Genomic DNA, 13,910 nt, shown 5'->3' with positions numbered 1-13,910 from the left:
ACTAGAACCTCCCATCTACAACTTATCCGATGTTGTAACAGTACCCGCTACAAACTGTTTTCCATATAAAGTTAATACTGCATACATACCGATAAAAAAAGGTATATATTCTGCAATAACTCGCCAACCTACGGCAATAAGTCCAATTGTTCCATCTGGCACAAAACTAGCTAACAAAAATACAAATAATCCTTCCGCTATACCCGTTCCTCCTGGTGTGGGTGCAAAATATAATATCAAATTAAGTAATATCATTCTTTCTAAAATCGTCACCACTGATAATGTAGTAGTGGAAAAAGCCCACATCAAGGCAGGAGCAATGCAATACAAACACAGTAAACTTATCCCTGATTCTATAAATACAATGAATGATTGTATAGGATGCTCATATAGCAAAGCGAATCCACTGTTTATTTCTTCTAATTTAATTAACCATGTATCAGGGTTATCCTTTTTTATATATCGTGCCAAACGATACACTAACCGTTTGCAAAGTTCTGTTTTAAAAAAATAAATCCCCATACATACACATAAAACCAATAACAATGATAATTTCCATAACACATCTTTAGAAATGTAAGGTATCGTCATCGTATCATGTAAAAAAATAAATGGCATCATAATAATTAAAAACAAAATAGAAAATATGGTGCGAATAAGCACTATGGGTGTTGCTTTTGCAATAGGCACGCCATAGCTTTTCAAAATAAGTACTTGTGCCACTGCCCCACCACTAGCGCCAGGCGTTAATAAGGCCATAAAATAATTGCCAAAAATAACACGCAACACCGCTTTAATGGGTAAATGATACCCACCGATTCTGACAAGTCTCTGCAATCGAAGTCCGTCAAAATACATACCTATGGATAAGGCTATGACCGCTAATAAAATCGATTCCATATTAAATGTTGATAGCATTGTAAGCGCCTTAATATCAACTGTGCAATATATTGTGATACAAGAAATTACTATCAGCACACTTCCTAATATGAGGCCTCGCTTCAATAATTTATTCATTATAACTCACCATAATTAATCAATGCTATATTGTGACGACGAATATATTCGCCGATAGAAATTGACATCATACTCTTTAATTCTTCTTCCCAATGATAATGCCAATCAAATTTTTGATTTAGCACATTATCTGATAGACCAGGGTGTGTCATAATTTCATGAACACCTGCTTTCTTAGATATGGATGATAAAATTGTCGCTAATGCTGGTTCAATAAGCTGGCCCCCATTAATCATCCCCCAAAAATAATCGGGACTCTTAATATCTTCTTGTGCTACTGTTCGCTTTGCCATATCGGCTACCGTCGATAAGCCTACCTTTCCTAAAAAGCGAATAGGATTGTACACGCCATTAACAAAGGTCTTATATTCTCGTGGTATGCGAATTTTTTTAATACCGTATTGTTTCATCAAATCCACAACAATCGGCAACACCTGTGGCAATATATGTATATGTTGGTGTCCATCTACATGTGTAATAGGAAGTCCCGTATCTATTATTTTTTTAAATTGCGCTGCTAATTCTTTATATAACTCATCATAACGAATCGTTCTCATCATACATCGTTTGATAAAGTCCAAATATGTAGTAGGCAATACACCTTCACTCGTTAATAATGATGATACCTCATCAGGATTACACACAGGTGGCAATCCTCCCACTAAACAAGTATGAATACCAATCCCTAAATTAGGATAAGTAAACCCCAAGTCCACAGCAGATTCAAATTCGCTTCCATTAGCCAACAAAGAGGTGCTTGTAATAATTCCCTCACAATGCCCCTTCACAATGCCCTTGTTAACAGATGTATGAATACCAAAATCATCCGCATTAACAATCAGTTTAATCATATAATCCTTCTTTTACATTTTAATTAAATTATTAGTTATTGATTATCTCTTCCAAAAAGATATACGTTATTTTAACAAATACATGCTACAATAGCAATAAAATCGCACCTAGTAAAAAAGAACTACTTATAACTTGATTTGTTTCCATATACTATGTTCAATATCCTGTATAGAAACCTTCTTCACCTGCGCAATGCGTTTCATATCTTCATATTCCAACGAAATATTAACACGCTGTCCTTGATAATATGCCTCTTTTATGCCTACAGGCATGCCTTCATAATAAAAAACCCTATATTGTCGTTCACAAATAATACGGTGATAATCTATACATCGAAGACCAATCGTTGTTGTATGAGTGAATAAAATATGTGCAACAGCAGTAAGTAAACTATCTTTACATAAAACTGAGATTAAAATAGCTGGTCTCCCTTTTTTCATAATAATAGGTGTTAACCACACATCATTCGCACCAGCTTTTAATAATAAATCAATAATATATTCATATTGTTCAGGGTTCATATCATCAATATTGGTTTCTACTTTAACAATTGTTTCTTCCATATTCACCTACCGTTGACTATTAATAATATGTGCCAATCTACCTGCGCCAAAGCCATTGTCAATATTCACCACACCTACGCCTGCAGCACATGAGTTAAGCATTGCTAATAACGCTGCCACTCCTTGAAAATTAGCACCGTATCCAATTGAAGTTGGCACAGCAATCAACGGTTTTTTGATTAAACCTCCTAAAACACTTACTAAAGCGCCCTCCATGCCAGCTACAGCAATGACCACATTAGCTTCTTGAATTTCATCAAGGCGAGAAAATAAGCGATGAATACCAGCTACACCTACATCATAAATACGATTCACTTGATTGCCCATTAATTCTGCCGTTAGCGCTGCTTCTTCCGCTACAGGAATATCACTAGTACCTGCGGTAACTACAGCAATGGTTCGATCTCCATTGATATGTAGAGGCACTCGATTTACATAGATTATACGACTTAACTCATCATACTGTATATCACTTATATAAGGTAGTAACTGATTATATATACTAGGTCTCGCACGAGTACCCATACACACATCATAAGTATTCGCTAACGATGATAAAATAGAACAACATTGTTCATCAGTCTTTCCTTCACAATACACCACTTCTGGGAAGCCTTGACGTTCCTGACGATTCCAGTCAATCGTAGCCATATATTCATTAGATGCTTTCTTTTGGCGATTCATGATAAAAAGACTCCCTCATTTTATATAAACATATACCCGTAGCAACTGCTAAATTTAATGATTCAATATTACCTATAATAGGAATCACAATGCTATGATCACATGCATCTTGTAATTTCTGTGAAACACCATTAGCTTCATTACCCATAATTAACACCGCCGGCACTGTATATGTCAGTGAGTCATATGTTACAGCTCGTTCTAATGCTGTTACATAAGAATGTAGTGAAAACTTCTGTATAAACTGAATTACCTCTTGTTCATCTATATTATCGTAAATAGGAATTTCACTAATGGCACTCATAGTACTACGAATGCACTTTTCATTATAGGGATCAACGCTTCCTTTAGTTAAAATAACGCCCTTTACATCAGCAGAAACAGCTGTTCGTATTATAGTGCCTAAGTTGCCAGGATCTTGTATACGATCTAACACCAAGTATATTCCCTTCTCTGGTACAACTGTATGTAATGCATATTCATCTTTATTAGCAATTGCTAATATACCCTGTCCTTGCACAGTCTGCTCGATTGTTGAGAATATTCTATCTTCTATAAGATGTACTATACAATAGTGTGCATTTGCCAATTCAATAATTTCTATAATGGCACTAGATGAAACTTGAGATACGGCAATACAAATAGTATGTATTTTCTTTTTTCTTAGCAAATCCCTAACAGCTCTAACGCCTTCTACTACATATTCTCCATATTTTTCTCTATACTTTCTTTTATATAAAGAGCGAATATGCTTAACTGTATTATTTTCTTTTGATTTAATAACTTCCATATTGCACCCTATATTTCTATTACTAACATATATTCCATTATAACACATTATTGTCCATCATATAAAGACAAATGTAATTTAAGCGCTAAAAAATATGGTCACCACGTCAATATTCTTACCGTGTATACTCCTCATCGTAGCAAGTCAGTATACATTATTTATCGTATTCTTACATCAACTACTTATACTTTCATCATCTGTGTGCCCACAAATCATAAAATACTCCCTTTTGTTGGATTAAGGATTGATAGCTACCAGATTCAATGAGCTTACCTTTTTCTAACACATATATACAATCAGCATCTTTAATAGTCGATATTCTATGTGCAATGCTAATCACCGTCTTGTCACCACGAATAGATGCGATAGAGTCCTGAATCTTTTGTTCCGTTTGACTATCGATATTTGATGTAGCTTCATCCAGCAATAAAACTGGCTTTTCTTTTAATAATGTCCTTGCAAAAGCTAACAATTGCTTTTCACCGCTTGATAACAATGACCCCAAATATCCTACTGGTGTATCATATCCTTCTGGCAACTTTATTATCATCGAATGTAGCCCCACCTTATCTGTAGCAGCTATAATCTTATCATCGGTAATAGCATCGTCATATAAAGATATGTTTTCTCTAATCGTTCCCTTAAACAAATGAGCACTTTGAAATACATAGCCAATTACTTCTCGAAGAACCGCTCCATCATAATTCTTAATATCTATATGATTAATCAGAATACGCCCTTTCGTAGGTTGATATAATCCCATCAGCAATGAAAGCAATGTTGATTTTCCTGCTCCAGATACGCCAACAATACCAATAAACTCACCGCCTTGAATTGTCATGGAAATATCCTCTAGTACATAATTTTCAGAGTCGTCATACGAGAAATATACATGCTCTAATTCAATACTATGAACCGACGCTAACTCTTTAGGCACTTCTATGACATCGTTTCGACCGGTACTAGTTTCTTGTAATAATGGCACTAATCGTTCTCCGCCTGCTAAGGAACTCTGTAAGGAATTATACTTTTCAGCTATTTCTTTTAAAGGCTGGAAAAATTTATCCATATATTGAATAAATGCAAATACCACGCCTGCATCTGTAACAGAATCGAAATAATTAGTAAATGAAAATACAGCAATAATTGCTACAAAAAACAATCCATCTACAATAGGTCGAAAAATGGCAAATGTCTTAACCTCTTGTAATCCAGCTTGTAAGTATCGCTTACTTACTTCATCATAGTAATGACTAATATAATTTTCAGCCACATATGTTTTAATCGTCACAATAAAATTTAAAATTTCTTGTACCGATGAGTTGGAGGCAGCAAGTTCAAGGCGAACACCACGAAATGCCTTTCTTGAAAACTTTTGGTATACAAAAATAATGACTCCCATAATTGGTACTATCGCCGTCATTACAAGTGCTAGATAGACGTTCAAATAATACATAGCGCCTAATATTCCAAAAATAAACACTATATTACTGCCGAGCTTAATTAAAACATCCGTGTATAATGTCCGTAATGACTCAATATCATTCGTTATCCGTGTCACCCAATTCCCTGTAGGAATACTTTCAAAATCGTTTACGCGCTTATGTAAAATTTTAGAAAACACAATATTTCTAAGCTCTAAAATAATCGTTTGACCAAATCGCTCTAATAAATAATTTTGTAAAAACATAAAGATAAAGCTTAAAGCAATTGATATGATATACGCCATAGCACATAATAATATAATGTGAAAATCTTTATGAACAAACCCCTCATCAATAACGTATCGAATAATAATAGGACGAATTAATTCTACTCCTAGCGTTATAATAAGGGCCATCACACCTATAGCTAGCTTGCCCATATGAGGCTTAATATATGTAAGCAAAGAAGATAAAAGGAGCATATCATTTTTTTGACTGATTCGTCTTATAGTGACATCAAATTGCGTCGCTGATGGTCTAGGCATGATACACCTCACTTTCTTCTTGTTTAGCATATAACTGATAATATAATCCTTTTTGATTCATTAATTCTTGATGTGTACCACGCTCTACTATCTGTCCTGCATCCATCACATAAATCATATCTGCCTGTCGAATCGCCTCTATCCGTTGCGAAATAAATATAATTGTTTGTTGTTGTGTAGTCCTTAATGTTTCTATAATAGTAGCTGCGCTCATCGTATCTAATGCAGAAAAACTATCATCAAGTAATACATAAGGAGCATTTTTATATAGCCCTCTCGCTATGGTCACTCGTTGTTTCTGTCCTCCAGATAAATTGTTTCCTCTTTCCTTTAATGCGCCCTTCTTATGATTAGAAATCCTTTCCCCTAAATCCCTATATAAACTGGCACGACGAGCTGCTTCTTCTACCGATATGTGATTTTTTCCGACTTCTCCAAACGCAATATTGTCACGAATCGTTGTACCAAGAACATTTCCTTCTTGTTCCACATAGGCAATGCTACGCCTTAACACAGCTAATGGAATATCCACAATGTCTTGATTACCGATAAAAATATGTCCTTCCATAGGTTCTTGAATACGAGTCAGTAATTTAAACAATGTTGTTTTTCCGGACCCTGGTCCTCCAACAATTCCAATAAATGCACCTGCTGGTATTTCCATAGATACATTAGTAAGTGCTGGATGTGTATTATGTCCATAAGAAAATGTAAGATTATCTAGACGTACTGTATCAAGTGGTAACAATGGTTTATCATGGCCTGTAATAACTTCCTTAGGAATAGATAAAAATTTACTAATCCGATCAAACGAAGCCAATCCTTTTTGCATAACAGATGCTAAGGACCCTAACCCCATTAACGGCCCAATCATCAGCATAATATATGCATTGACACTAACAAATTTCCCTACAGTCATAGATTCATGAACTACCATAGTGCCACACACATATATGCTAATACCTAAACAACTCAAAGGAGCAATGAAAGTTAAGGGCTTTAACAAAGCATCTAAAAAAGACACTTCTAAGTTCTTTTCATAATTATCTTGATTAATAGTAGAAAATCGCAATGCTCCCATATACTCTTTATTAAAGGCACGAATCACGTTAATCCCCAGTAGAATTTCTTGAGAGAATTCAGTAAGTCGACTATAAGTTGACTGTGCTTGTCGTTGTTTTTTTCGCATAGTCTGCCCAACTAGTAACACACCAATTATAATAAATGGCATGGGGCTCATAATGATACATGCTAAGGGGAGAGATACATTATCTACTAAATGATAAAAAGAACATAGTCCAAAAAAAATAGCATCCACAACAATCATAACACCTAACCCAAGAGATACGCGCAATGATGTAACATCACTCGTCATCAAAGTCATAACCTTACCAGGTCCATGTTCTTCATAATAGCTAACGGGTATGGCTAATGCATGATTGCACAAATTACTGCGAAATACATATTCCATTTTACGAATAGATCCCAGAAGCATCCGTCTCGATATGCTTTTCAAAAGAGTAACCGCAATCATAATAGCCACAAAAAGAAGTATATATTCACTTAATCCTTCTTTACCATGAGATAATGTGTCTACTGCTTCACCAATTAATTTAGGCATTTCTAAAAAGATAAGATTAATAATAATTAATAAGGCAACACCCAATAGATAGGTCCTTCCTTCTTCTTTAAAAAACTTAAGAAATAAATCATCAGCACTCATGTTATAGCTCCCATACTAGCAATACTTGATTATCTATATAAAATATACACGAAAAATATAAATCCTGAACATACATATGTCAAACAGTCCTATAGAATGGTACAGACATTTATGTCCTTACGTGTTAACTCATACATATGTCAAACAGTCCTATAAATATATGTATTAATCAAACAAATACTTCTATCCTGTATATTATATTATATGCTATCTTTTGTATATTATACATACTATGTATCTATGAATAATCGATTCCTATCTTAATTCTATATCGAAAAATTTAGTTTACTTATTAATTATTCCATGATATACTAAAAACAAATAGTAAGTTATTTGTGAGTATTAATCATACTTTGGAGGAATATAATCATGGAAAAGAGAAAAAATGTAATCACTTTTGTAAATAATCCTATGACATTAGTGGGTCCTGAAGTAAAAGTTGGTCAAAAAGCTCCAGAATTCACTGTATTAGACAATGACCTAGCACCTAAAACATTAGCCGACTATGCTAATAAAATTAAAGTAATTAGCGTTGTACCATCACTAGATACAGGCGTTTGTGATGCCCAAACTCGTTGGTTCAACCAAGATGTTACTAATTTGTCCGACGATGTAGTTGTATTAACTATCTCTATGGACCTACCATTTGCTCAAAAACGTTGGTGTGGTGCAGCAGGTGTTGATCGTGTGGTAACTCTATCTGACCACAAAGATGCTTCTTTCGGTACTGCTTACGGGTTCTTAATCGAAGAACTTCGCTTATTGACTCGTGGTGTTGTAGTAATTGATAAAAACAACACTGTTTCTTATGTTGAATATGTGCCAGAGGTAACAAATCCAGTAAACTTCGACGCTGTAAAAGATGCAGTAGCTTCTTTAATCTAAAATACTTAACATCTAATCATTTCTAAATTATACAGAATTAGGACTGTAGGCATACATACCTACAGTCCTAATTTTTTTCATAAAGCAACGAGTGCTATATAAATGAATCCATCCAAACTTAGTTTCCCATTATATCATTCAATCTTATACTTACTAGGTAACAAATTTTCTCATTTTTTATACTAATGAAAAGCCTCTGATTCCCACCTATACGTATATGCCTATTAATGATAGATATAGTATCTCCTAAAATATAAAGATATCCATTGTCACTTCATAGAAAATATAGGCTGTCTATTTATGATGAACCGTACTTTGTATAGTGAATCATAAACATATAAACCGTCTTCTTTATGTATAATACAAATTGAATTTCTTTCTTATAGATAAATAAAATGATGTTTCATAGACAAATTGCCTTCTACCCATATAGTAACAAATTTGTAATATACATGCATGACAGAAACTTAACTCATATAAGGCTTAAAAATCTCAGTGTATATAAAAAAGCTGTTATAAGAACATATATCTTATAACAGCTTCTTACTATCTTCTTTCAATCGCTGCATACCAAAATACAACTATGATTGACTAATGTGTTAATTATAAACCTGCTTCTTTACGAAGTACATCAGCTTTATCCGTACGTTCCCAAGGAAGATCAACGTCATTGCGGCCAAAGTGTCCATAAGCAGCAGTTTTTCTATAATGCGGTTTTAATAAATCAAGCATATCGATAATACCTGCTGGACGTAAGTCGAAATGTGTATTAACCAATTTTTCAATAACTTCTTCAGGAACTTTAGACGTACCAAAAGTTTCTACTAATACAGATACAGGACGTGCTACCCCAATAGCATAGGCAATTTGAACTTCACATTTGTCAGCTAACCCTGCCGCTACTACATTCTTAGCCACATAGCGAGCTGCATAGGCAGCAGAACGGTCAACTTTTGTAGGATCTTTCCCAGAAAATGCGCCGCCTCCATGACGAGCCATACCACCATATGTATCAACAATAATTTTACGACCTGTTAAACCTGCATCACCATGAGGTCCACCGATAACAAAACGACCTGTTGGATTAATGAAAAATTTAGTCTTTTCATCCATCAATTCACTAGGAATTGCCGCTTCAATGACATATTTTTTCAAATCTTTTTCAATTTGTTCTCTAGGCACTTCTGGACTATGTTGTGTAGAAATAACAATTGTATCAATACGTTTAGGCTTTCCATCAACATATTCAACTGTTACCTGTGTTTTTCCATCTGGACGCAAGTAAGATAAAATTCCATCTTTACGTACTTCCGATAATTTTCTTGATAACCGATGGGCTAACGAAATAGGCATTGGCATAAATTCAGGTGTTTCATTGGTAGCATAACCAAACATCATACCTTGGTCCCCTGCACCAATTTTATCAAATTGTTCCGATTCACCTGTTTTAACTTCTAATGCTTCATCAACACCCATAGCTATATCACTAGATTGTTCGTCAATAGATACTAATACACCACAAGTATCACAGTCAAATCCATACTTAGCACGAGTATAGCCAATTTCACGTATTGTATCACGCACAATGCGTGGAATGTCTACATAACATTTAGTAGAAATTTCACCAACTACATGAACTAAACCAGTTGTAACTAATGTTTCACATGCTACATGTGCATTAGGATCCTTTTCAATAATTGCATCTAATACTGCATCAGAAATTTGGTCCGCAATTTTATCAGGATGTCCTTCTGTAACAGATTCAGATGTAAAAAACATATGTTTTTCAGACATTATTTCCTCCTATAATAAAAAAAGCCCTCATATACTCATGAGGGGAAATTCCCCATCTGTCAGCATCTCGCTGTCGGATTTAGCACCGTTTTCAACATTGAAAGGTTGCTGTAGCTTCACAGGGCCTATCCCTCCACTACTCTCGATGAGTTTACGTCTTTATTTATTTTATTCTATTTTTTTATAAAAATCAAGCATATACCCTTCAGTTCATTCATGAATAATACTATGGTCACTCTTCACTAATAATGATAACTCTCTTATATACATGATAAAGTATAATAAATTTCTACAAATGATACATATCTATTGAGTTATCATAGGGTCGTTTATAAACATCAATTATTGCTCAATACTTTCTAATTTGTCACTTTCCTAGTCTTCTATTCATCAACATCATAACAATACTTATAAATCATTATCTTGCTCACAAGAAAACCATAGGTCTAATAAAAGGTGCTATAGGTCACCTATACTATATCTACATTAATAGCCCTATGGATTAAAATAATAGATAGTTACGAATCAGGCACGGACAATGCTTCAATAGCCACACTTCCACCACGCACGACTTCTACTCGATTCACAAATATATTTTTAAACAAACGAATCATATCATTATTTTTTTGTTCCGTTTTAACAGACTGTAAAAGCACCGCTTTTTTATTATAGTCTACTACCAACAAATCAAACGTTTGAGCAATTCTAAAAATCTCCTGTGTGTCGGTTTCCTTACAATTACTTACCTTTATAAATAACAATTCTTTCTTGTGAATAGCGATATCCGTAAAGTCAATAACTTTAATAACTTCTACACTCCGATTTAATTGTTTTATAATCTGCTCAAATGTTAAGTCATCACAAGTTAGTCCAATAGTCATACGCGACATAGTAGCATCTTCTGTTACTCCAACTGTTAATGTGTCTAAATTATAATTTTTTCCTGCAAACAACCCTGATATTTTAGCCAAAACTCCAATTTGATTTTCTACATACGCAGATATACATCGTTTTTTTAAAATCATATGACTTACCTCTTCCTACGCATCAACTAATACCATTTCCTGTAATGATTGTCCTGCTGGAACCATTGGTAATACATTTATTTCTGTATCAATAATGAATTCTAACAAAGTAGGTCCTTCTCGATATGACTCTGCATATTGAAAAGCTTGCTCTATATCTTCCTCTTTTGTAATTCTCATACCTTGTGCTTTATACGCTTTTACTAAGGATATAAAATCAGGTATATATGGTAACCTTTCTTTATCCGTATTTTCTGTAATAATTTCATCTATTGGCAACAAATTTGTACATGCATATCGCTTATCATAAAATAGCTGTTGCCACTGACGCACATTACCTAAATATCCATTATTAAATAAAACAATCGTAATTGGCAATTTCAACATGACCGCCGTTGCCAATTCCTGTAAATTCATCTGAAATCCGCCATCTCCAGTAATAGCAAATACTCGTTTCCCTGGATTTCCCAATTGCGCACCTATAGCTGCAGGAAAGCCATACCCCATTGTTCCAAGTCCACCAGAGGTCAATAACTGTTTAGCTTGTTTCACCGCTAAAAACTGCGTTGTCCATAATTGATTCTGTCCTACATCAGTAACAACAATATGTTCTGTATAATGTGCATTAATATAAGAAATAACCTTTTCTGGTGTTAATCCCTTAATACTATCTTGTGTAACCGGATACTTGAATTTTAATGATAGCAATTGGCGAGTCCAATCAGATACATCAATCGGTTTCATATATGATACTAGCGTTTCAATCGCACTTTTTGCATCTGCCACAATGGGTATATCCACTTTAATATTTTTAGAAATTGATGCCGCATCTATATCAATATGTATAATTTTTCCATGCTGACAAAAGGTATCTAATTTCCCAGTAATACGATCATTAAATCGAGTTCCTATAGAAAATAATAAATCACACTCACCTATCGCAATATTGGGAGCATATCCGCCATGAATTCCTACATTTCCTAAGTACAAAGGATGGTCCGAAGGAATAGCCCCTTTTCCCATTAAGGTTGTTACCACAGGTATTCCTGTCATATCAACCAATTGAGTCATTATCTCGTTAGCGCCAGAAATATTAACGCCACCGCCCAATAAAAACACTGGCTTATTAGCACTTTCTAACTCATGTATAGCCTTTTTAATTTGCCCCACATGCGCTATAGAATTTGGTTTATATCCTCTAATAGAAATATCATGAGGGTACTCATCGCTTCCTAAAGCAATCTGAATATTTCTAGGTATATCAACGACAACAGGGCCTGGTCTACCCGTACGGGCAATATAAAAAGCTTCTTTAAGAATACGCCCTAACTCTTCACGGTTTCGAACGGTAATAGCATATTTACAAATATTTCGACAAATTCCCACCATATCGACTTCCTGAAAGGCATCATTGCCCATTAATTCTAATGGTACTTGTCCTGTAATGCATACTAATGGAACGCTGTCAGCATTAGCCGTTGCGATACCTGTTACCAAGTTTGTAGCTCCCGGTCCACTCGTTACTAAACATACCCCTATTTTTCCCGTACTCCTCGCATATCCATCAGCCTCATGTGCTAATGCTTGTTCATGACGTGGTAATATAACACGAATACAATCCTGTTTATATAGTTCATCCATAATATCTATAGTAGCTGCACCTGGATAATTAAATAATGTATCTACACCTTCATATTGTAAAGCACGTACTAAATATGCTGCACCTGTTATCATACATTTCACACTTTCTTAGAAAACAATATTTATATATCATATATATAGTTATTAACATAACATTATATAATGATATTCATACACATGTGTTATACATATTACTCCGTTTATACACTGTATGTCAAGGAATAGAATGAACTCATATAATAAAATTCTTTATATATCAAAATTAATAGTTCAGTATGATAAAAATATAAACATTATATTTTGTGACACTTTAATGAAGCAACTTATATACTAATATTTTTGACTGTACTATTATATCGATTAATATATACTATATAGAAAGAATACATATTGGTACCCATACATACACAATAAGATGTACTTATAAAAAAATTAGCAAACAGCCTGATTAAAGAAAATCCTTACTATCATTTCTGTCTTAACAGAAAACACAGATAATATATCGACAACATTGAATATATTATAACAATTTGCTATACTATATACAGAATGATATTACTTTCCAATGAAAGGAGTCTATATTATGAAATCAATTATTGCCTTTGATATGGTAGGTTGTCCTTATTGTGCTAATGCACATAAAGCAATTCAAGAACTTATTAATGAAAATCCTACATTCAAATCAATTTCTATCCAATGGGTCGATGATGCTAATGCTGGTGAGTTATTTAAAACACATCCCTATACATATGTCCCTAATATGTGGTTTGATACAAATAAACAATATGAGGCACATCCAGGTGAAACCTACGAAGAAACAAAGAGCAAAATTAAAACCGTCTTAGAAAATGCACTAAAAGCAATATAAAATTGTATATACACTACCCCAAATGCAGCACCTTCTTTATTTATGATGACATGTAAACATTTATATCATAAATAAGGATGGTGCTTTTTTGTCTCTTTA

At 34.1% G+C, this 13,910-nt stretch carries 12 protein-coding genes and 1 riboswitch; of the genes, 2 read left to right on the top strand and 10 right to left on the bottom strand.

The window, feature by feature from the left end; translation table 11 throughout:
• Positions 1–15: 15 nt before the first annotated feature.
• The 7 genes from K357_RS0104765 to K357_RS0104735 all read right to left on the bottom strand — a co-directional run bounded on the left by K357_RS0104765 (position 16) and on the right by K357_RS0104735 (position 7,598).
• On the bottom strand, positions 16–1,017 hold the full coding sequence (locus K357_RS0104765; RefSeq protein ID WP_028257691.1) for a lysylphosphatidylglycerol synthase transmembrane domain-containing protein: 1,002 nt from the start codon (positions 1,015–1,017) through the stop codon (positions 16–18).
• Positions 1,017–1,868, bottom strand: coding sequence for a ChbG/HpnK family deacetylase (locus tag K357_RS0104760; protein WP_028257690.1), 852 nt, complete (start codon positions 1,866–1,868; stop codon positions 1,017–1,019). Before K357_RS0104760 ends, K357_RS0104765 begins: the two co-directional genes overlap by 1 nt.
• A 126-nt stretch (positions 1,869–1,994) precedes the next feature.
• Entirely contained in the window at positions 1,995–2,432 is a 438-nt protein-coding gene (gene larC2, locus K357_RS0104755) for a nickel pincer cofactor biosynthesis protein LarC2 (protein WP_038113618.1), read from the bottom strand.
• A 6-nt stretch (positions 2,433–2,438) separates the two neighbouring features.
• The gene (larB, locus tag K357_RS0104750) at positions 2,439–3,116 is read right to left on the bottom strand and encodes a nickel pincer cofactor biosynthesis protein LarB (RefSeq protein WP_028257688.1); all 678 of its coding nucleotides are present in this window, start codon (positions 3,114–3,116) and stop codon (positions 2,439–2,441) included.
• The gene (locus tag K357_RS0104745) at positions 3,091–3,906 is read right to left on the bottom strand and encodes a TrmH family RNA methyltransferase (RefSeq protein ID WP_028257687.1); all 816 of its coding nucleotides are present in this window, start codon (positions 3,904–3,906) and stop codon (positions 3,091–3,093) included. The genes larB and K357_RS0104745 overlap by 26 nt, the downstream gene beginning before the upstream one ends.
• 193 nt (positions 3,907–4,099) lie before the next feature.
• Positions 4,100–5,875: an ABC transporter ATP-binding protein gene (locus K357_RS0104740; protein WP_051212114.1), complete on the bottom strand. Its 1,776-nt coding sequence runs from the start codon at positions 5,873–5,875 to the stop codon at positions 4,100–4,102.
• Complete coding sequence (locus tag K357_RS0104735; protein WP_028257685.1) at positions 5,868–7,598, bottom strand: ABC transporter ATP-binding protein; 1,731 nt, start codon at positions 7,596–7,598, stop codon at positions 5,868–5,870. Before K357_RS0104735 ends, K357_RS0104740 begins: the two co-directional genes overlap by 8 nt.
• 369 nt (positions 7,599–7,967) lie before the next feature.
• Between K357_RS0104735 and tpx the strand changes: the two genes are divergently transcribed.
• Positions 7,968–8,483: a thiol peroxidase gene (gene tpx, locus K357_RS0104730; RefSeq protein ID WP_028257684.1), complete on the top strand. Its 516-nt coding sequence runs from the start codon at positions 7,968–7,970 to the stop codon at positions 8,481–8,483.
• A gap of 603 nt (positions 8,484–9,086) precedes the next feature.
• Here the strand turns inward: tpx and metK are convergent.
• The 3 genes from metK to ilvB form a co-directional block, all read right to left on the bottom strand.
• Positions 9,087–10,277, bottom strand: a complete 1,191-nt coding sequence (gene metK / locus K357_RS0104725; protein ID WP_028257683.1) for a methionine adenosyltransferase — start codon at positions 10,275–10,277, stop codon at positions 9,087–9,089.
• 49 nt (positions 10,278–10,326) lie between these two features.
• A riboswitch (SAM riboswitch) is annotated at positions 10,327–10,429 on the bottom strand.
• A gap of 366 nt (positions 10,430–10,795) precedes the next feature.
• Complete coding sequence (gene ilvN, locus K357_RS0104715) at positions 10,796–11,302, bottom strand: acetolactate synthase small subunit (protein WP_028257682.1); 507 nt, start codon at positions 11,300–11,302, stop codon at positions 10,796–10,798.
• Positions 11,303–11,317: 15 nt separating this feature from the next.
• Complete coding sequence (gene ilvB, locus K357_RS0104710) at positions 11,318–13,036, bottom strand: biosynthetic-type acetolactate synthase large subunit (RefSeq protein ID WP_028257681.1); 1,719 nt, start codon at positions 13,034–13,036, stop codon at positions 11,318–11,320.
• A gap of 490 nt (positions 13,037–13,526) precedes the next feature.
• On the opposite strand from ilvB, the gene K357_RS0104705 reads away from it, so the two are divergent.
• Positions 13,527–13,811 carry a thioredoxin domain-containing protein gene (locus tag K357_RS0104705; protein WP_028257680.1) on the top strand — a complete coding sequence of 95 codons (285 nt, stop codon included), beginning with the start codon at positions 13,527–13,529 and terminating at the stop codon, positions 13,809–13,811.
• The last annotated feature ends 99 nt before the right edge of the window (positions 13,812–13,910 follow it).

It is taken from the genome of Veillonella montpellierensis DSM 17217, from assembly GCF_000426745.1.
In the GTDB taxonomy this organism is placed as follows: Bacteria; Bacillota; Negativicutes; order Veillonellales; family Veillonellaceae; genus Veillonella; species Veillonella montpellierensis.
Note: the sequence above shows the minus strand (reverse complement) of the source record. Positions and strands in the feature narration are given on the sequence as shown.

Bases quoted from the DNA above. Each gene is read 5' to 3' on its own strand.
- ilvB (WP_028257681.1), bottom strand. From the start codon at position 13,036: ATGATAACAGGTGCAGCATATTTAGTACGTGCTTTACAATATGAAGGT.
- larC2 (WP_038113618.1), bottom strand. From the start codon at position 2,432: ATGGAAGAAACAATTGTTAAAGTAGAAACCAATATTGATGATATGAAC.
- larB (WP_028257688.1), bottom strand. From the start codon at position 3,116: ATGAATCGCCAAAAGAAAGCATCTAATGAATATATGGCTACGATTGAC.
- metK (WP_028257683.1), bottom strand. From the start codon at position 10,277: ATGTCTGAAAAACATATGTTTTTTACATCTGAATCTGTTACAGAAGGA.
- K357_RS0104705 (WP_028257680.1), top strand. From the start codon at position 13,527: ATGAAATCAATTATTGCCTTTGATATGGTAGGTTGTCCTTATTGTGCT.
- K357_RS0104735 (WP_028257685.1), bottom strand. From the start codon at position 7,598: ATGAGTGCTGATGATTTATTTCTTAAGTTTTTTAAAGAAGAAGGAAGG.
- K357_RS0104745 (WP_028257687.1), bottom strand. From the start codon at position 3,906: ATGGAAGTTATTAAATCAAAAGAAAATAATACAGTTAAGCATATTCGC.
- ilvN (WP_028257682.1), bottom strand. From the start codon at position 11,302: ATGATTTTAAAAAAACGATGTATATCTGCGTATGTAGAAAATCAAATT.
- K357_RS0104740 (WP_051212114.1), bottom strand. From the start codon at position 5,875: ATGCCTAGACCATCAGCGACGCAATTTGATGTCACTATAAGACGAATC.
- K357_RS0104760 (WP_028257690.1), bottom strand. From the start codon at position 1,868: ATGATTAAACTGATTGTTAATGCGGATGATTTTGGTATTCATACATCT.
- K357_RS0104765 (WP_028257691.1), bottom strand. From the start codon at position 1,017: ATGAATAAATTATTGAAGCGAGGCCTCATATTAGGAAGTGTGCTGATA.
- tpx (WP_028257684.1), top strand. From the start codon at position 7,968: ATGGAAAAGAGAAAAAATGTAATCACTTTTGTAAATAATCCTATGACA.